A 17,812-nucleotide genomic window follows, 5' to 3' on the forward strand; every position below is an offset into this window, starting at 1 on the left:
GCATCGGTTAGAATATTGCGGTCCATGAACAGTATGAATCACAATTCGATTCATCTGTGAATCCCCACAAACCCTAGATCATTATGATTTCTTGTAGAAACATAATGATCTAGATTTTTGTTTAGCCCCTCGCCGGGCGGTGGCTGGGCCACCTTGGCCGCCGCCTCAATGGCGGCTTGAGCGCAATGATTCTAGTAAAAAATCATTCCGCTCTAATGCCGAAAAGTGGATACCACTTTTCGGAAAAACATGAGGCATCACAAACAACTAGAGCCATTCGGTGGCTCCGTTGAGCCGCCGAATGGCTCTAGTTTAGTCTAATTCGCTTGTGCGGTTCGATGCGAACGCCCATATACCCGTGAATTGCAATTGAGCCTGTTACTTTAGGGATGGGGCGCGTGGTCAAGATTTCGGAACCCATTCAATCGTTTTCGCAGCTTACCGACTATTTTGCGTCGGGCGAAAAGCCGTCTGAGCGCTGGCGCATCGGAGCCGAGCACGAGAAGTTTGTCTTCCACCTGAGTGATTTACGTCGCCCCCAATATGCGGGCCCGGATGGTATAGAAGCCCTGCTGAAAGGGTTGATGCGCTTTGGCTGGAGCGGCGTCTACGAGGGCGAACACCTGATCGCGCTGGAACGCGACGGCGCGTCGGTGTCATTGGAACCCGGCGGGCAGTTCGAGTTGTCGGGCGCGCCGCTGGAGACCATCCACGAGATTTGCAGCGAAACGGGTCAGCACCTAGAAGAAGTCAAGGCCGTGGCCTCCGAACTGGGGCTGGGCTTCCTGGGCGTCGGTTTCTCGCCCCTGTGGACGCGGGCCGAAACGCCGGTCATGCCCAAGGGCCGCTACAATATCATGCGCGCCTATATGCCGAAGGTCGGCACGCTCGGCCTCGACATGATGCTGCGCACCTCCACCATTCAGGCCAATCTCGATTTTTCGTCCGAAGACGACATGGTGCTGAAATTCCGCACCTCTCTGGCCCTGCAACCCATCGCCACGGCGCTGTTTGCCAATTCGCCCTTCACGGAAGGCAAGCTCAACGGCTTTTTGTCGGCGCGTGCCAATGTGTGGACCGATACCGATGCCGACCGCACGGGGATGCTCGGTTTCGTCTTCGAAGACGGCTTCGGCTATGAAAAATATGCCCAATACGCCCTTGATGTGCCAATGTATTTCGTCAAGCGCAAAGGCGCGCCCAATGGCGGCTATATCGACGCCTCGGGGCAGTCCTTCCGCGACTTTATGGACGGCAAGTTGCCCGCCCTGCCGGGGGAACGCCCAACGATCGACGACTGGGCCGACCATCTGACGACGCTGTTCCCCGAAGTGCGCCTCAAAAAGTACCTCGAAATGCGCGGCGCCGATGGTGGCCCGTGGAGCCGCATCTGCGCGCTGCCGGCCCTGTGGGCGGGGCTCCTCTATGATCAGACGGCGCTGGAAGCCGCCTGGGATCTGGTCAAGGGCTGGCGCATCGAAGACCACGACACCCTGCGCGGTATGGCGGCCAAAACCGGCCTGAAGGGCGACATCGCCGGGCGTCCGGTGAAGGACTGGGCGCTCGATACGCTGACCATTGCGCGTGAGGGCTTAAAGCGCCGCCAGCGCCTGTCCGGTGGGTTGGTCGATGAAACCGGCTATCTCAGCGAACTGTTTGAAATCGCGGAAAGCGGCGTCACCCCGGCCGAGCGTCTGATCGAAAAATATCAGGGGCCGTGGGCGGGCGACCTTCGTAAATTGTACACAGAAGAAGCCTATTAAAACCGTATACCGTTTCCCCTGAAACGGAAGTGCGCTTGCCAACCGGTTCATTTGCTGCTCCTATCGCCGCAAATTAACCGTCTGCTGTCCGATTGCGGCCCGAATGGTGCCCCGGCACAGGCCTTACGGGGCAAGTTCCATGATCAATATCGTTATCGCCGCAGGGATTTTGATCACCCTGCTGACGGCCATTCCGGTCGTCACCCAGATGCGCCATCATCCGCGCGGCCTGATCGTTTGTTTCTTCGCCGAGATGTGGGAGCGTTTCTCCTATTACGGGATGCGGGCGCTGCTCATCTATTATCTGACGCGTCACTTCCTCTTCTCGGATGACCGGGCCAATGCGCAGTACGGTTCCTATACCTCGCTGGTCTATCTGTTGCCGCTGATCGGCGGTCTGGTGGCCGACCGCTATATCGGTACGCGTAAGGCGATCGTGTTCGGGGGGCTGCTGCTGGTCGCCGGGCATACGGGCATGGCGCTGGAAGGTACGCCCAACCAGTCCATACTGAACTATCAGGGCAAGACCTATGAGTACGCCATCCGCGACGTGGAAGCCGGCAATGCGCCGCCGCGTCTGAAGGTCGGTGACAGCTATTATGAAGTCGTGGGCACGCCGGATGGCGGCCGCGAAATCAAGGGCCTGCCGGCGGATGCCCCGCTGCCGTCGGTTCTGCCGAAGGGTCAGTTTGTCGAAAGCGTGCGCAGTGCGACGCCGTGGGCCGAAAACGCCTTCTATCTGTCGATTGCCCTGATCGCCATGGGCGTTGGCTTCCTTAAGCCGAACATCTCGTCTCTGGTGGGGCAGTTGTACCGCGACAAGGACCCGCGCCGGGATTCGGGTTTCCAGCTCTATTATTTCGGCATCAATATGGGCTCGTTCTGGGCCACCATCCTGTGCGGCATTCTGGGCGAACGCGTCGGCTGGTGGGCCGGGTTCGGTCTGGCCGGCGTCGGGATGCTGGTGGGTCTTCTGGTGTTTGTGCTTGGCAAGAAGCTGCTGGACGGCAAGGGCGAACCGCCCAATCCCGAAGCCATCCGCCAGAAGGTCGGCGGGGTGATTTCCAAGGAAAACCTGATCTATCTGCTGGGGCTGGCCGGTGTGCCGCTGATCTATTTCGTGATCCAGCGCAACGATATCGTCGGCTGGGCGCTGCTGGCTTCGACCGTCTGTATTCTGGCCTACGTCTTCACCCAGATGTTCACCAAATTCAGCAAGGTGGAAAACTATCGCCTCGGTCTGGCCATGGTGCTGACCCTGTCGTCGGTCGTCTTCTGGACCCTGTTTGAGCAGGCGGGTTCCTCGCTCAGCCTTTTCGCTGAGCGCAATACCGACCTTAACCTGATCGCCGAGCCGCTGCGTCTGGGGGCCCTGCTGCTGGCCACACCGGATCAGATCAAAGCCATGGGGGGCGTGCCGGAAGGGGCCTTCTGGATCGACATGGGCTTTAATGCCTCTCAGACCCAGAGCTTCAACCCCTTCTTTATTCTGGTCTTTGCGCCGATCTTTGCCGGTGTCTTCACCTTCCTGGCCAAGCGCGGCAAGGACCCGGACCCGGTTAAGAAGTTTGCCTTCGGTCTGGTCATGGCCGGGCTTGGTTTCTTCGTGCTGGTCTGGGCCGCGCCTCTGGCCGGGCCTGACTTCCGCGTGCCGCTGTTCTGTCTGTTCCTGACCTACATGTTCCACACCTGGGGCGAACTGTCGGTATCGCCGGTCGGCCTGTCGCAGCAGACCAAGCTGTCGCCGGCGGTGCTGATCTCGACCATGATGGCGATCTGGTTCCTTGGCACCTCAGGGGCGCAGTATCTGGCAGCCATTATCGCCAAGCTCGCTTCGACTGAGACGGTGGGTGGTCAGGTGCTGGATCCGGCTGCCGCGCTTCAGGCTTCGCTCCAGACCTTCAATACTATCGGCTGGGCGGGTGTGATCCTTGGCAGTGTCCTGTTCCTGTTGTCCTTCGTCCTCAAGGGCTGGGCGCACGGGGCGTCGGATACGGTGGACGACACGCCCAAGGCGGGTCACTAGAGCCTTCGTCGGCTCAGTTGAGCCGGAGAATGTCTATAAGTTTTTGTTTTAACGCGCTTTTTTATCTGAAAAGTGCGTCACACTTTTCGGCAAGCGCTCTAAGCCAAGCAGGAGCGGGGTGACACCATCTCGCTCCTTTTGGTCGCTCCAACTGACTGACACGAAAAACCCCGGCGGTGCGTACCGCCGGGGTTTTTCGTTTTGAATGTGAAGAGCTTAAAGCTCGTTCCTGATGCGCAGATAGAGCTTCGGTTCGGAGTCGCGCTGCGTCGATTCCTCGTAAGACAGGGCGCTACCCGACCGCAGGCCTTCATAGCGCGTCACGTCATAGCGCGTGGTGCGCGCACCCAGATTCTGCAATTCCGTGCGTACCGACAGCTTGGGCGACGGCTTGAACTCCGCATAAAGGCTGACCCACGGCGAGCCTTCGGACTGGCTGATTTCTCTGGCGCGCCAGCTTGTATTGTCCCAGCCGCTGTCCACCGACCAGCCCCACGACATACCCGGCCGGTCCTGATTGAAGCTCAGCGACAGGGAGCGCGGCGTCTGACCGGAGATGCGGCGTTTCAACCCCGTGATCGGATCGGTGATTTCAGAATCGTACCACGTGGCATTCAGCCGGATCATGCCGTTTTCGAGATAGTCATCTATCGGCACGCTGAGGCGCGTCGAAATCTGCTGATTGGCACCATCGCCGACATTGCCGATGATGTCCTCTATGCCGCCCTTCTGGGTGTAGAGCGGTACGCGCTCGACCGCATCATCGATGTCGTTGCGCTCAAAGCTCAGCGCCAGCTGACCTTTTTCCCAGAAACGGTAATCGACGCTGAATTCGTTCGACCACTGGCGATAGGGGACGAGGTTGAGTGGATAGAGCAACTGATCGGGGCGTTCATACTGCCACTCGGCAATCGACACAAAATCCCAGTAACCCATGTAACCGACTTCGCGGGCGCGGCTGAGGCGCACCTGAAACACCTTGTCCGGCTTCCATTGCAGGCTGAGGCGTGGCTTGGGGTACTCATAGCTGCGCTCAGCCGCATAGCTGCCCCGATGGCGGAAGGTCATGCTTTCAACGGCCAGCCCGCTGTCGATGCTGAGCGTCTCATTGGGCCGCCAGTTGCCTGAGACGTAGAGCGAACCACGCTGTTCCTCGCCGCGCGTGCGACCGGTTTCCGGATTTGTATTTTCATCCACCCACGAACCGATGGATAGGCTTTCGGCGTCGAAGCGGTTAAAGCGACTCTCGGCTCCGGCCTGAAGCATCAGAGCCTTGGAGTAGTGCCAGGTGGCCTGCGCTGCCAGCGACCCTTCGCGGGTGTCCTTGTCCTCGCTATAGGTTGAAATCTCGTCCGGCTTCTGATGGTCGGTGCGGCTGTCGCTGACGTTGCGCTTGCCCCACAGGTTGAGGTTCAGCTTGAACCTTTTGTTCAGCGCCTTTTCGTAACGCCCTGACACTTCCTGCGTCAGGTTGGCGTTCTGGCGCTGCTCATATTCTGTGACGCCGTTTTCATAGACGGCATCAAAGGCCGAGCGGTTATAGCGTATGGCCCCATTGACATCGAGGCGGCCGCCACTGGCCGGACCACCCCAGGCAGCGCGCACCTCGGCCCCTTCGCTCTGACCCTTCGAGTCGAGCGCCTGATGCCGCGTCGTGCCGTCGGCATAGGTGGTGTATTTATCGCCGTGGCCCGTGCCTTCGTCGTGGTTCTGATAAAGGTTCAGACCGGCTTCGAGATTGCGGCCATTCTGGTTTTTCTGCCACGTATAACCTAACTGAGGCTTGATCTTGCCATCCGGATAGATATTGGCCGACGAATGGATGGTAATAACGGGCTTCGACATCGACTTGCGCACGATGTTGATCAACTCGCTATGGCCCTGCATGTCGTAATTGCCGTTGCCAGCGGCGATGCGTTCGATGCGCTCAATCTGGTTCAGCGGCAGGCGCGTCAGGGCGTCATTTGTGTCCGATGGGCGCTGACCGTCGATCAGCACATTGGAAGATCCGCCCGAACCGGTGACGATGAAGTTGGGAATGTATTTCAGCGCGTCGGCGGCCGACTGCACCGGCTTGCCCACAAAGTCCGAAGCTGTGTAGCTGGCGGCCGTGCTCAGCGTATCCGCCGCAGAGGCCTGAACCGGCAATAAAGCCAGCGCACATACCGATGTCAGCCACAAAAGCCGCATAAGACCCCATCACACGTTTGCAGATAAACCGGCGCGATATTGCGCCCTGCGCGGACAATATGCCGCCTTAAGCGCCAAATGACAAGTTCACCCTTGCGTAAAGTGACCAATAGACAAAGTATAACAAGGCTTTACCATACCTGTTGCGAACCGCCGTTACGCCGCCGTGCCACCCACTGTCAGGCCGCCGATCTTCAGGCTGGGCTGGCCGATGCCGACCGGCAGGCTTTGGCCTGCCTTGCCGCAGGTGCCAACACCGGGATCGAATTTGAAATCATCGCCGATCATTTCGACCTGACGCATCACCGCCGGGCCGTCGCCGATCAGCGACGCGCCCTTGACCGGGGTCGTCACCTGACCGTCTTCGAGCAGATAGGCCTCGGTGCATTGAAAGACGAACTTGCCATTGGTGATATCGACCTGACCGCCACCGAAATTGACCGCATAAAGGCCGCGTTTCGTCGAAGCGATCATGTCGGACAGCCTGTCCTGACCGCCCTTCATGAAGGTGTTGGTCATGCGGGGCAGGGGGGGATGGGCATAGGATTGGCGACGGCCATTGCCGGTCGGGGCGACGCCCATCTGACGCGCCGACAGCCGGTCGTGCATGTAACCGACCAGAATGCCGTCCTCGATCAGCGTCGTGGCGTGGGTCGGCGTACCTTCGTCATCCATATTGAGTGAGCCGCGCGCGTCGGCAATCGTGCCGTCATCGACCACGGTGACGCCTTTTGCGGCGACCTGCTGGCCCATCTTGCCGGAAAAGGCCGAGGTGCCCTTGCGGTTGAAATCGCCCTCAAGGCCGTGGCCCACCGCCTCATGCAGCAGCACACCGGGCCAGCCGGGCCCAAGCACAATATCCATCTCCCCCGTCGGGGCCGGTTTGGCCTCAAGGCTGATCAGGGCCTGCCGCAGGGCCTCATCGACCTGCGCCTGCCAGTATGTCGGGTCGCTGAGCAGGTCGAGCGCAATGCGTCCGCCGCCACCCGCCGAAGCGCTTTCGCGGTGACCGTCTTTTTCAACCGAGACACCTACCGACAGGCGCACCAGCGGGCGATAGTCGTGATAGACCTCACCTCCGGCCCGCAGGATGGTGATGTGGCGCTGATCGGCGGCGACCGAGGCCGAGACCTGCACCACACCCGAATGCAGGCTGCGGGCATAGTCATTAATGGCTTCCAGAAGCGCGATCTTGTCGGCGAACGGCATTGACCCGATGGGGTCGTGGTCACCATAATGATGGCTGTTGGAGCGCGCCGGGGCCGTGGACAGGCTCAGACTGACGGCCTGACCCTGCTTGGCCAGCACGGCGGCGGCGGCGGCGCGCCGCACCGCATCGACCGACAGTTCGGCGGCATTGGCAAAACCAACCGTTTCCCCGGCCACGACGCGCAGGCCGAAGCCCTGATCGGCGCCATAGGTCGAATGTTTCAGCCGCCCGTCATCAAAGACCAGTGATTCGCTTTCACGTGTTTCGAAATAGATTTCCCCATCGTCGGCCCCGTTCAGGGCGTCTTCCAGAATCGTCTGACAGGCAGAAAGGTCGAGATCACGCAGCGAGTCGGGCTGGGTGACGGCGAGGGGGGAGGCGGACATAAGCACATACCAAATGAAACACAGCCCTCTATGTAGGACGCCGCATAGCGATTGACCAGAGATTCGCGCGGTCGCGCCTCAAACGATACCGGGGCGCGACAAAAGCGCGCAGGTGTGGCCTGTGCAAAAGCCATATTCGCCCCTTAGCCGTACCAGAACGCAACTGTCTTTGCAGACAGTGGTGTTGCCTTGCTTTTAGGCCTTTGCATTTTGCAAATATGGCATTAATGGGGAAGAACGGGGTGAGACCATGTGTCCCATTGGGACCCATTGTCGCGCCCGAAGACCGAGGATTAAACGGGACTGCGCGGAAACTCCTGCTCACGAGAAGGCAGGCGCGCCGGGCACCCACAGTTAGGGATTGAAGGAATGCGCATCCGAAGGCTGATGGCAGGGACCGCCGCCGTGATGACTGCCCTTGCAGGAGCATTGGGGGCCGGAGCCGTCTGGGCTCAGGAAAAACTGGGGCAACCGACCGACAAGTCGCTCGGTCTTCAGCCGGGCGCCGCCCCGCTGAAACACGACGCCATCTGGTTCCACGACGTCATCTTGCTGCCGATCATCACGGTTATCGTGCTGTTCGTGCTGGCGCTGCTGATCTGGATCGTGCTGCGCTACAACAAGCGCGCAAATCCGAAGCCGGCCAGCTTCTCGCACAATACGGCTATCGAGATTTTGTGGACGGTTATCCCGGTCCTGATCCTTGTCTTTATCGCCTTCTTCTCCTTCTCGCTGCTGCGTAAATATAACGACATGCCGACCCCGGATGTTGTGGTGAAGGCTACGGGTTATCAGTGGTACTGGGCTTACGACTATCCGGAACTGGGGGTCGAAGGCGTCGAATCGCGCCTGCTGCCTGAAGCGCGGGAACTGAAGACGTCTGATCGCAAAACCAAGCCCTTCCTGTTAGCGGTTGATAATGAGCTGATCGTGCCGGTCAACAAGGTCGTTCAGGTGCAGGTGACCGGCTATGACGTTATCCACTCCTTCGCCCTGCCGGCCTTCGGTCTGAAGACCGACGCCATTCCGGGTCGTCTGAACTCGACCTGGTTCAAGGCCGAAAAGCCCGGCATCTACTATGGTCAGTGCTCGGAACTGTGCGGTGTTGATCACGCCTACATGCCGATCGCCATCCGCGTGGTCAGCGAAAAGGAATTCGACGCCTACATCATCAAGGCGGGCGGCAAGACCAAGGCCATGATCGCCGCCGAAGAAGCGGCGGCCGCAGCGGCAGCCCAGCAGGCGGCGGCCAACGCTGCCGCTTCGGCAGACGCATCGGCGACGGCTTCGGCCGCCGCCCCGGCAGAAGCGGACGCAGCGGCCTCGGCCGCGGCTCCCGCCGTTCAATAATTCAGGTAAGAGAGACGCTCGTCATGGCATCGAATGCTTCTGTCGTTCACGATCATCATCACGATGATCACGACCACAAACCCGGCTTCTTCGCGCGCTGGTTCCTGTCCACCAACCATAAGGACATCGGCACGCTCTACCTGATCTTCGCTATCTTCGCCGGTCTTCTGGGCGGCGCGCTGTCGGGCCTGATCCGCTGGGAGCTTTATGAGCCCGGCCTTCAGGTCTTCGTGCAGGGTTCGCTGCTTGATCAGCTCAATGTCTTCGAAGGCAAGCACGGCTATAACTCGGTCGTGACCGCCCACGCCGTTCTGATGATCTTCTTCATGGTCATGCCGGCCATGATCGGCGGCTTCGGCAACTGGTTTGTGCCGATCATGATCGGTGCACCGGACATGGCCTTCCCGCGCCTCAACAACATCTCCTTCTGGCTGCTGGTCGCCTCCTTCATCCTGCTGATGGTGTCGATCTTCGTGCCGGGCGGACCAGGTGGCGCGTCGGAGCACGGCTTTGGCGGCGGCTGGACCATGTATCCGCCGATGTCGGCCAATAAGGGCAGCCCCGGTGCGGCCTTCGACCTGATCATCTTCTCTTTCCACCTGTCGGGTGCGTCGTCGATCCTGGGGGCGATCAACTTCATCACCACCATCTTCAACATGCGCGCGCCGGGCATGACGCTGCACCGTATGCCGCTGTTTGCGTGGTCGGTGCTGGTCACGGCCTTCCTGCTGCTGCTGTCGCTTCCGGTCTTCGCCGGTGCCATCACCATGCTGCTGACCGACCGTAACTTCGGCACCGCCTTCTTCGATCCGGCGGGCGGTGGCGATCCGGTCATGTATCAGCACCTGTTCTGGTTCTTCGGCCACCCGGAAGTGTACATCCTCATCCTGCCGGGCTTCGGTATCATCAGCCACGTGGTTTCGACCTTCTCGAAAAAGCCCGTCTTCGGCTATCTCGCCATGGCCTACGCCATGGTGGCCATCGGCTTCGTCGGCTTTATCGTGTGGGCCCACCACATGTACACGGTCGGCATGGGCTTCAACCTGCGCGCCTACTTCGTGATGGCGACCATGGTCATCGCCGTTCCGACAGGCGTGAAAATCTTCTCGTGGATTGCAACCATGTGGGGCGGCTCGCTGGACTTCAAGGTGCCCATGCTGTGGGCCATCGGCTTCATCTTCCTGTTCACCGTCGGTGGCGTTACGGGCGTCGTTCTGTCTAACGCCGGTATCGACTACAGCCTGCACGACACCTACTACGTCGTGGCGCACTTCCACTATGTGCTGTCGCTGGGGGCGGTGTTCGCCATCTTCTGCGGCTTCTACTACTGGTACGAGAAGATGTTCGGCATCAAGTACAACGAGCTTCTGGGTCAGATTCACTTCTGGCTGATGTTCGTCGGCGTGAATGTCATCTTCTTCCCGCAGCACTTCCTGGGCCTTCAGGGTATGCCGCGCCGTTACGTCGATTATCCGGAAGGCTTCGCCTACTGGAACAAGATTTCGACCATCGGTTATGTCATCACCGCCATTGGCGTTGTGGTCTTCCTGATCATGATCCTCGAATCGGTCATCCGTCGCCGTAAGGCCGAGGCCAATCCGTGGGGCGAGGGTGCGACCACGCTCGAATGGACCCTGTCGTCTCCGCCGCCCTATCACCAGTTCTCCGAACTGCCGGTGATCAAGGACGAAGACGGCCATCACTAAGTGCTTCGCCCGAATGGGCGGTAGGCTTACGTGCGGGGGGATGAGGGCCGGAGGTCGTCATCCCCTTTATTTTACGAGTACCCACAGTGACCCCTGAGCCCGTGACCCCTAAGCCTGTGACAACCGAAACGCCGACGCCCGAACCGAGCCATCCTGCCTATGGGGAGAAGGCTCTGCGCGGCTTACCGGCGGACTATTTTCAGTTGCTGAAACCACGCGTCATGTCGCTGGTGGTGTTCACCGGCCTGACGGGGCTGATTGTCGCGCCGCAAAAGATAGACCCGTTTCTGGCCTTTATCGCCGTCCTGTGTATTGCGCTGGGCGCCGGGGCGGCGGGGGCGCTGAACATGGCCATTGAAGGCGAAACCGATGCCCTGATGCGCCGCACCCGCGGGCGTCCCGTGGCGTCAGGCCGCGTCAGCAAGTCCGACGCCATGGCTTTTGGTGGGGTACTGGCCTTCCTGTCAGTAGCCATGATGTGGCTGGCCATCAATGTGGTGGCCGCCGGTCTTCTGGCCCTGACTATTCTTTACTACGTTGTTTTTTATACGATTGTTTTGAAACGCCGGACGCCGCAGAATATCGTCATCGGAGGTGCAGCCGGGGCCTTTCCGCCGGTGATCGGCTGGGCCGCCGCCACGGGTCACGCGCCGCTTGAGGCGTGGGTTCTGTTCGCCATCATCTTCCTGTGGACGCCGCCCCATAGCTGGGCGCTGGCCCTCTATACCGCCGAAGACTATGCCAAGGCCGGTATCCCGATGATGCCGGTGGCCAAAGGCGCCAAATCGACCCGCCTGCAAATCCTGATCTACAGCCTGATCATGGCGCCTGTCGCCTGCCTGCCCATCGCCTTCAGCATGGGCGGCATGATCTATGCCGTCGTGTCGGTTCTGGGCGGTGGCTTCTTTATCTTTCTGGCCGTGCGTCTGTTCCTGTCGCGGGCGGGTGACCACCCCGAAGGCGGCGAAAATTCGCTCTACGACGTCAAGAAGGAAGCGCTGGCCGCGCGCAACCTGTTTGCCTTTTCCATCCTCTACCTGACGGCGCTTTTCGCCGCCCTGTTGATCCATCACGCCTTCATGGGAGCCTGAGCCAATGGTTGACAAGGACGTTCTGACCACCCCCGAAGATGACAAGAAGGCCTATCTGGCCGCCCAGAAGCGCCGCAATATCGCCATCGGGCTGGGCCTCCTGGCCTTTGTGGTGCTGGTGTTTCTGGTTTCGATCATCCGTATGACACAAGGCGTACAGGCGGCGCACGGCGGATGAAAAAACTGAGCCGCAATCACAAGGTTGCCGCGTGGTGTCTGGCCGGTCTGTTGGGTATGTTCGGTCTGGCCTATGCCTCCGTGCCCCTCTATCGCCTGTTTTGTCAGGTGACGGGCTTTGATGGCACGACGCAGCGCGCGGAGGCCGAATCTTCGGTGGTTCTGGACCGCAAGATTCGCGTCTATTTCGACACCAATGCCAACAACATCCCGTGGAGCTTCAAGGTCGAGCACCCGGTGCAGAACACGCTGCTTGGCAAGACGAACATGATCTATTTCACCGTGCGCAATGACTCCAAAGTCCCGCTCACCGGTCGCGCCAGCTACAATGTGCTGCCCGAAGCCATGGGCGGCTACTTCATGAAATTGCAGTGCTTCTGCTTTACGGATCAGACCTTACAGCCGGGTGAGGAGCGCACCTTCCCCGTCGTCTATTATGTCGATCCGAAGATGCTGGAAGACATTGACGCAAAGAACACCAAGGACGTGACCCTGTCCTATACCTTCTTTCCGTCTCAGGTTGCTAAAAAGTAAAGTGTTTCAATGTCTTGTAAAGCGTATTTGAGTTTGTTTGCTACGGGGCCACAGCCCCATAAAAACAGGGTGGCCGGATTGTGTTCACAGCCGATTTGCCCTAAGACTCAAGGTCTAATCATATAACGGAACCGTCAGTGTCCGATACAGGGGGACACGGCGCATCGAGGTGAGTTGCCGACTATGTCTAACGACGCCGTCAAACACGATTATCACATTATCAACCCCAGCCCGTGGCCGCTGCTCGGCTCGCTGTTCTCCGTGGTCATGTTCATCGGTCTGGTGATCTGGATGAAGGGGTTGTTCGGCATCGAAAAGACCCCGGTGGTCTTTGCCGGTGGCCTGCTGGGCGTACTTTACGTCATGTGGGGCTGGTGGGCCGATGTGATCAAAGAATCACGCGCCGGTGACCATACGCCGGTTGTGCAGATCGGCCTGCGTTATGGCATGATCATGTTCATCGCCTCGGAAGTGATGTTCTTCGTGGCGTGGTTCTGGGTCTTCTTCGAAATGGCCCTGTTCCACGAACACCGAGCCGGTGTGGCCTCGGCCATCGAAGAGGTCCGCACGGCGTGGGCCTCGGCGGGCAGCACCGATCCGAATGGCTGGATGCCGGCGGGCGTCGAGGCCGTTTCGGCCTGGCAATTGCCGCTGCTCAACACGCTTCTCCTGCTCCTGTCGGGCACGACCGTCACCTGGGCGCACCACGCGCTTCAGGAAGGCGATCGTAACGGTGCCAAGTGGGGCCTGTTCCTGACCGTCATTCTGGGGGCCATCTTCACCAGCGTGCAGGCCTTTGAATATTACCACATCGTCCACCATCACCTGTTCTTCAACGAAGAAGCCGCCAATGCCGGTCTTTACGGCTCGGCCTTCTTCATGGCCACGGGGTTCCACGGCTTCCACGTCCTGATCGGCACCATCTTCCTGCTGATCTGCCTGATTCGCCTGATGCGCGGCGGCTTCACGCCGCAAAAGCACTTCGGCTTCGAAGCGGCGGCCTGGTACTGGCACTTCGTTGACGTGGTGTGGCTGTTCCTGTTCGCCTTCATCTACGTCATCTTCGGAGCCTAAGCATGGCTGGTCCCGATAGCCGCGAGGTCAATTTCCTCGCGGCGGCGCGGGGCCGCTGCCCCGTATGCGGTCAGGGGAGGCTCTTTAAGGGGTTTCTCAAGGTCGCGCCGGAATGCAGTCAATGTCATACTGATTTTCAGGCGGCGGATACCGGAGACGGTCCCGTCGTCTTTGTCATTCTGATCGTCGGCTTCATCGTCTGTTTTGGCTTTATGATCACGGCCCTAAGCCATGACTGGCCCCTGTGGCTGCATATGATCATCTGGCTGCCTATGGCGCTTTTCCTCAGTCTGGGTTTGATGCCGCCGCTTAAGGGGCTGATGGTGGCGTCGCAGCTCAAAAACCGCGTCAATGACAAGGACCGCTTTAAATGAAGCGACTGCCTGTCGGTTTGAGCATAGCCGTGGGTGTGGCGCTGCTGATCCTGCTGGGGCTTGGCACCTGGCAGATGCAGCGCCTGCACTGGAAGACGCAATTGCTGGCCGATCTGGCGCGGACGCGGGCCATTGCCCCAGTGGCGCTGGACGGCCTCCTGTCTCAACCCGGCGATCACGTCTGGCGGCAGGTGACGCTCGATTGCCGCAGTGATCCGCGCGATTTTGTCTATATGCACGGCGTATCCGATGGCGTGGCCGGGTTCCACGTCCTGACCCATTGCCCGACGGGACAGGGCGTTATCCTCGCCGATCTCGGCTTTACAGCGCAAAAGCCGCTGGCTGCTGCGGTCACTACCACCACCCTGACCGGGCGGCTGCGACGCTTTGAAACGCCCAACGCTTTTGTACCGCCCAACGATCCCAAGGCCGACGATTGGTACACGCGCTCGGTGTCCGACCTGTCGAAGCGCTGGAGCGTCACCCTGCGCCCGGACTATTTCGTAGCGGCGACCCAGCCCGTAGCGCCCGGCCTGACGCCCGTGGATGCGACCGCCAACCTGTCCAATCGGCATCTGGAATACGCGCTCACCTGGTATGGGCTGGCGGCGGCGCTGATCGGTGTCTATATAGCGCTCCTGTATTCGCGCCGAAGGGCCGAAATGCGTAAAGGCAGATCATGAGTTTCACCCCTCTTGGCGTGGGTAACGCCTCAGTCGCCACCCTGAGCAACGGCCTGCGGGTGGTCCACGATCCGATCCCCGGCCTGCACACCTTCGCCCTGACGGCCATCATTCACGGCGGAGCGCGCTACGAAGCGTCGCATCAGTCGGGTTGGGCCCACCTTAGCGAGCATATGGTCTTCAAAGGGGCAGGCGGGCGCAGCGCGCGCGAACTGGCCGAAGTCATCGAACATCGCGGGGGCACCATCAACGCCTCAACCGGTTATGAGCACACCCGTTTTGAGGTGCGCGGCATGGCCGAACTGCTGCCTCTGGCGGTCGAGGTGGTCGGCGACCTGATGTTCCGCCCGGCGCTGGAGGCCGAGGAACTGGAGCGCGAAAAGAAGGTCATCGAGCAGGAGATTTCCGAGGCCTTCGACACACCCGACGACCACGTGTTCGACCTGCTGCAACAGGCCGGCTTCGGCGATCACAGTCTGGCGAGGCCTATTCTCGGTACGCCACAAAGTCTGGCCCCGGCGCGACCTGAGACGCTGCGCGCCTATATTGAAGGCCTGTATAATCCGGCAGACATCGTGCTGTGTGTGTCCGGTGGTGTTGAGGCGGCGGGCGTATTGGCGGCCGTCGAGGCCCATATGAACGTGCCGGCCCGTCCGGCGCGCGAGGCCGACACGGCGGCGCGCTTTGTGCCGCGCCACATCCGCCATGTGCGCAAGGTCGAGCAGACGCATCTGACGCTCGCCTTCGAAGGCGTCAACCGTTTCGACGAAGACCTGTTTGCGCTCAAACTGTTCGGCGAAATTCTGGGCGGTGGCATGGCGTCGCGCCTGTTTCAGGAAGCCCGTGAAGATCGGGGTCTGGCCTATTCTATCGACGCCTGGACGACGCAGTTCCGCGATACGGGGATGCTGGGCATCTATGCCGGTTGCGCGCCCAAGGATGCAGCGGACCTTAGCGAACTGATCGTCAGCGTCATGCGCGGCCTGATCGACAAACCGCTGGAGTCCGAACTGGAACGCGCCAAAGCGCAATACACCACCTCGCTCTATCTCAACGACGAAAACGCGGCGCAACGCGCCAATACGCTGGGTGGGCAGGTCCTGACCTATGACCGTGCCTTTACGCTCAGCGAGCAGGTGGCGCGGCTAGAGGCGGTGACGCTCAACGATCTGCGCCGCGTCGGCGAACGCACGCTGCAAGCGGGCGTGGCGACGGCCATTCTGGGGCCAGCATTGAAAAGTGATCCGCAGAAGCGCTTAGAGGCCGTTTTGGCTTAACCCAGCGGAATGATTTCTATGATCATTCCGCTCAAGCCGCCATTGAGGCGGCGGCCAAGGTGACGGAGCCACCGCCCGGCGAGGGGCTAAACAAAAAAATCTGGATCATTAATCATAATGATCCAAAAACCCCTTGCGTGCTGCGACGCCCGTATCGGCGAAGTCGGTAAACAGGCCGTCGATGCCCATGGCGAACAGGTGTTTGAACTCAGCCTGCGCATCGCCCTTATAGGCGGCGGGCAGGCGGTCATTGCGCAGGGTCCAGGTGTGAACCTTCAGCCCCGCCTTGTGCGCAGCGTCGATCAGCGCGCGGTTTTCAACGATGCGGCAGTCGGCCTCGCTGGTCTTTTCTGTCACCGGGCCCGTGGCCACGGCCTTCAGCAGGTAACGCTTCCACGGCGCAATAACATCAGCATAGGTACGCACCTCGGCCAGACCTTCGGGCGTCAGCATGTCGGCATAGACGCCCTTACGCCCGGCGGCGGCCCAGTCAAAGGGCACCGACGCGCCGACGTCACCCGTGGCGAAATCGACATCCCCGCCATCGACCAGTTGCACGCGCGGCAGGGGCGACAGGGCCTTCAGGCGCTTCAGGCTGTCGGCTTCGAAGGATTGCAGGAAGACGGCGGAGTCGGCCTTGTTCATATCGCCTTGGCTCAGGGCCTCGATCAGGCGTTCCTCCAGCGGCAGACCGGCGGCGCGGTGCAGGGTCGGATGCTTGGTTTCGATATATAAACCCACGCTCTTGCCCGTCGTCTTGAAGTGATTTCTCACCAGACCGATCACCTCTTCCAGCGTCGGCACCTCAAAACGGCCATTATAGCTCTGGTCCCGATCGGCAAAGGCCTGACGGGCGCGCAGGGTCTTGATCTCGGCGAGGGTAAAGTCGCTGGCGAAGAAGTCGGTGATGCTCATCCCGTCCACGGTAAGGGTCCGCTTGAGGGCTGCAAATTCCGGGCGTTGCGCCACATCGGTCGTGCCGGACAGCATCGGTTCGTGACGGCAGATCAGCACGCCGTCCTTGGTCGCCACCACGTCGGGTTCGATATAGTCGGCCCCCATATGGATGGCCAGATTATAGGCTTCGAGCGTGTGTTCGGGGCGATAGCCGCTGGCGCCGCGGTGCGCGATGATCAGGGGCATCTTGTGCTCCGTCGGCTTGGTGGCGGCCAGAGAGGGCCTAAGCCCGATGGCGCCGCCCAGAACGGCCGCGGTGCCGGCAATGGCTCCGAAGGTGAAACGGCGGCGGGCAGTATCGACGGGCAGGGGCATGGCACACTCATCCGGAAAGGGTGAAGATGTCCATAGAGTGTGTCGATGACAGGCCTGTGAAAGTCTGGCTCCTGAAAGCGTTGGGTGTCGTCAGGCCCGCCCGGCATTGTGGCTGAGGTGTTCCGGTAAAATGCCGAGACTTTTGAGCGCCCTGTTCCATAAACCTGCGGCATCGTGTGAAAACAGCAGATCGGCCTGACACGGGGCGACCAGCCAGGCATTGTCACGAATTTCGGCTTCTAACTGCCCCGGACCCCATCCGGCATAGCCGAGCGCGATCAGGACCCGTGAGGGACCCGCTCCGCGCGCCAGATCGACCAGAATGTCGCGCGAAACGGTCAGACCGATGCCGTCGCGCAGTTCCAGCGCTTCCGGGTCGATATCGAGCGGCAGGGTCACCTCATCAATAAAGTAGTCGAGGCTGTGCAGGACAAAGCCGCGCTCGTTCTGCACCGGGCCGCCATTATAGATGGGGGTAGTGACGTGGCGGTTGTCGGTGATGTCGATGCCCAGTTCTTCCATCATGCGCGGGAAGGTCAGGCCGCCTATGGGCTGCGTCAGGACAATCCCCATCGCCGACTCCGCGTCGTGCTGACACATATAGATGACGCTGTGGTCGAAATTGGGATCGTCTAGGCTCGGCATGGCCACCAGCAGTCGCCCTTGAAGGGATGTGGCCTCAACGGAAGCTGCTGGGTC

15 protein-coding genes are annotated in these 17,812 nt (G+C 60.3%); 11 read left to right on the forward strand and 4 right to left on the reverse strand.

Translation table 11 applies throughout. The features are described from left to right. Positions 1–389 precede the first annotated feature (389 nt). Together Q0072_RS05480 and Q0072_RS05485 are read left to right on the forward strand one after the other, a co-directional pair. The gene (locus tag Q0072_RS05480; protein ID WP_298326875.1) at positions 390–1,763 is read left to right on the forward strand and encodes a glutamate--cysteine ligase; all 1,374 of its coding nucleotides are present in this window, start codon (positions 390–392) and stop codon (positions 1,761–1,763) included. A 139-nt stretch (positions 1,764–1,902) separates the two neighbouring features. Further along, the gene (locus Q0072_RS05485) at positions 1,903–3,789 is read left to right on the forward strand and encodes an oligopeptide:H+ symporter (protein WP_298326877.1); all 1,887 of its coding nucleotides are present in this window, start codon (positions 1,903–1,905) and stop codon (positions 3,787–3,789) included. Between the two features lie 216 nt (positions 3,790–4,005). Here the strand turns inward: Q0072_RS05485 and Q0072_RS05490 are convergent, their stop codons facing one another. Together Q0072_RS05490 and tldD are read right to left on the reverse strand one after the other, a co-directional pair. Continuing rightward, entirely contained in the window at positions 4,006–5,979 is a 1,974-nt protein-coding gene (locus Q0072_RS05490; protein ID WP_298326880.1) for a hypothetical protein, read from the reverse strand. Between the two features lie 156 nt (positions 5,980–6,135). Next, the gene (tldD, locus tag Q0072_RS05495) at positions 6,136–7,581 is read right to left on the reverse strand and encodes a metalloprotease TldD (protein ID WP_298326881.1); all 1,446 of its coding nucleotides are present in this window, start codon (positions 7,579–7,581) and stop codon (positions 6,136–6,138) included. Positions 7,582–7,983: 402 nt separating this feature from the next. Between tldD and coxB the strand changes: the two genes are divergently transcribed. The 9 genes from coxB (at position 7,984) to Q0072_RS05540 (ending at position 15,841) form a co-directional block, all read left to right on the forward strand. Beyond that, positions 7,984–8,925: a cytochrome c oxidase subunit II gene (gene coxB / locus Q0072_RS05500; protein WP_298326884.1), complete on the forward strand. Its 942-nt coding sequence runs from the start codon at positions 7,984–7,986 to the stop codon at positions 8,923–8,925. 23 nt (positions 8,926–8,948) lie between these two features. Next, positions 8,949–10,631 (forward strand): cytochrome c oxidase subunit I, encoded by a 1,683-nt coding sequence (ctaD, locus tag Q0072_RS05505; RefSeq protein ID WP_298326887.1) that lies wholly within the window; start codon positions 8,949–8,951, stop codon positions 10,629–10,631. Between the two features lie 101 nt (positions 10,632–10,732). After that, positions 10,733–11,722 (forward strand): heme o synthase, encoded by a 990-nt coding sequence (gene cyoE / locus Q0072_RS05510; protein WP_298326891.1) that lies wholly within the window; start codon positions 10,733–10,735, stop codon positions 11,720–11,722. A 4-nt stretch (positions 11,723–11,726) separates the two neighbouring features. Beyond that, positions 11,727–11,900: a hypothetical protein gene (locus tag Q0072_RS05515; protein WP_172961264.1), complete on the forward strand. Its 174-nt coding sequence runs from the start codon at positions 11,727–11,729 to the stop codon at positions 11,898–11,900. Beyond that, on the forward strand, positions 11,897–12,433 hold the full coding sequence (locus Q0072_RS05520; RefSeq protein ID WP_298326897.1) for a cytochrome c oxidase assembly protein: 537 nt from the start codon (positions 11,897–11,899) through the stop codon (positions 12,431–12,433). Before Q0072_RS05515 ends, Q0072_RS05520 begins: the two co-directional genes overlap by 4 nt. Positions 12,434–12,616: 183 nt before the next feature. After that, entirely contained in the window at positions 12,617–13,507 is an 891-nt protein-coding gene (locus Q0072_RS05525) for a cytochrome c oxidase subunit 3 (RefSeq protein WP_298326899.1), read from the forward strand. 2 nt (positions 13,508–13,509) lie between these two features. Then, entirely contained in the window at positions 13,510–13,881 is a 372-nt protein-coding gene (locus Q0072_RS05530; protein WP_298326902.1) for a DUF983 domain-containing protein, read from the forward strand. Next, positions 13,878–14,564, forward strand: a complete 687-nt coding sequence (locus tag Q0072_RS05535) for an SURF1 family protein (protein ID WP_298326905.1) — start codon at positions 13,878–13,880, stop codon at positions 14,562–14,564. Before Q0072_RS05530 ends, Q0072_RS05535 begins: the two co-directional genes overlap by 4 nt. After that, positions 14,561–15,841, forward strand: a complete 1,281-nt coding sequence (locus Q0072_RS05540) for a pitrilysin family protein (RefSeq protein WP_298326908.1) — start codon at positions 14,561–14,563, stop codon at positions 15,839–15,841. Before Q0072_RS05535 ends, Q0072_RS05540 begins: the two co-directional genes overlap by 4 nt. A 108-nt stretch (positions 15,842–15,949) precedes the next feature. Here the strand turns inward: Q0072_RS05540 and Q0072_RS05545 are convergent, their stop codons facing one another. Both Q0072_RS05545 and Q0072_RS05550 read right to left on the reverse strand, forming a co-directional pair. Next, positions 15,950–17,113, reverse strand: coding sequence for a glycerophosphodiester phosphodiesterase (locus Q0072_RS05545; protein ID WP_298326911.1), 1,164 nt, complete (start codon positions 17,111–17,113; stop codon positions 15,950–15,952). Positions 17,114–17,203: 90 nt separating this feature from the next. Continuing rightward, positions 17,204–17,758: a YqgE/AlgH family protein gene (locus tag Q0072_RS05550; RefSeq protein ID WP_298326914.1), complete on the reverse strand. Its 555-nt coding sequence runs from the start codon at positions 17,756–17,758 to the stop codon at positions 17,204–17,206. Between the last annotated feature and the right edge of the window lie 54 nt (positions 17,759–17,812).

The sequence above is a fragment of the Asticcacaulis sp. genome (assembly GCF_027484505.1).
Classification (GTDB): Bacteria; Pseudomonadota; Alphaproteobacteria; order Caulobacterales; family Caulobacteraceae; genus Asticcacaulis.

Bases quoted from the DNA above. Each gene is read 5' to 3' on its own strand.
- Q0072_RS05480 (WP_298326875.1), top strand. From the start codon at position 390: ATGGGGCGCGTGGTCAAGATTTCGGAACCCATTCAATCGTTTTCGCAG.
- Q0072_RS05485 (WP_298326877.1), top strand. From the start codon at position 1,903: ATGATCAATATCGTTATCGCCGCAGGGATTTTGATCACCCTGCTGACG.
- Q0072_RS05490 (WP_298326880.1), bottom strand. From the start codon at position 5,979: ATGCGGCTTTTGTGGCTGACATCGGTATGTGCGCTGGCTTTATTGCCG.
- coxB (WP_298326884.1), top strand. From the start codon at position 7,984: ATGACTGCCCTTGCAGGAGCATTGGGGGCCGGAGCCGTCTGGGCTCAG.
- ctaD (WP_298326887.1), top strand. From the start codon at position 8,949: ATGGCATCGAATGCTTCTGTCGTTCACGATCATCATCACGATGATCAC.
- Q0072_RS05515 (WP_172961264.1), top strand. From the start codon at position 11,727: ATGGTTGACAAGGACGTTCTGACCACCCCCGAAGATGACAAGAAGGCC.
- Q0072_RS05520 (WP_298326897.1), top strand. From the start codon at position 11,897: ATGAAAAAACTGAGCCGCAATCACAAGGTTGCCGCGTGGTGTCTGGCC.
- Q0072_RS05525 (WP_298326899.1), top strand. From the start codon at position 12,617: ATGTCTAACGACGCCGTCAAACACGATTATCACATTATCAACCCCAGC.
- Q0072_RS05530 (WP_298326902.1), top strand. From the start codon at position 13,510: ATGGCTGGTCCCGATAGCCGCGAGGTCAATTTCCTCGCGGCGGCGCGG.
- Q0072_RS05535 (WP_298326905.1), top strand. From the start codon at position 13,878: ATGAAGCGACTGCCTGTCGGTTTGAGCATAGCCGTGGGTGTGGCGCTG.
- Q0072_RS05540 (WP_298326908.1), top strand. From the start codon at position 14,561: ATGAGTTTCACCCCTCTTGGCGTGGGTAACGCCTCAGTCGCCACCCTG.
- Q0072_RS05545 (WP_298326911.1), bottom strand. From the start codon at position 17,113: ATGCCCCTGCCCGTCGATACTGCCCGCCGCCGTTTCACCTTCGGAGCC.
- Q0072_RS05550 (WP_298326914.1), bottom strand. From the start codon at position 17,758: ATGCCGAGCCTAGACGATCCCAATTTCGACCACAGCGTCATCTATATG.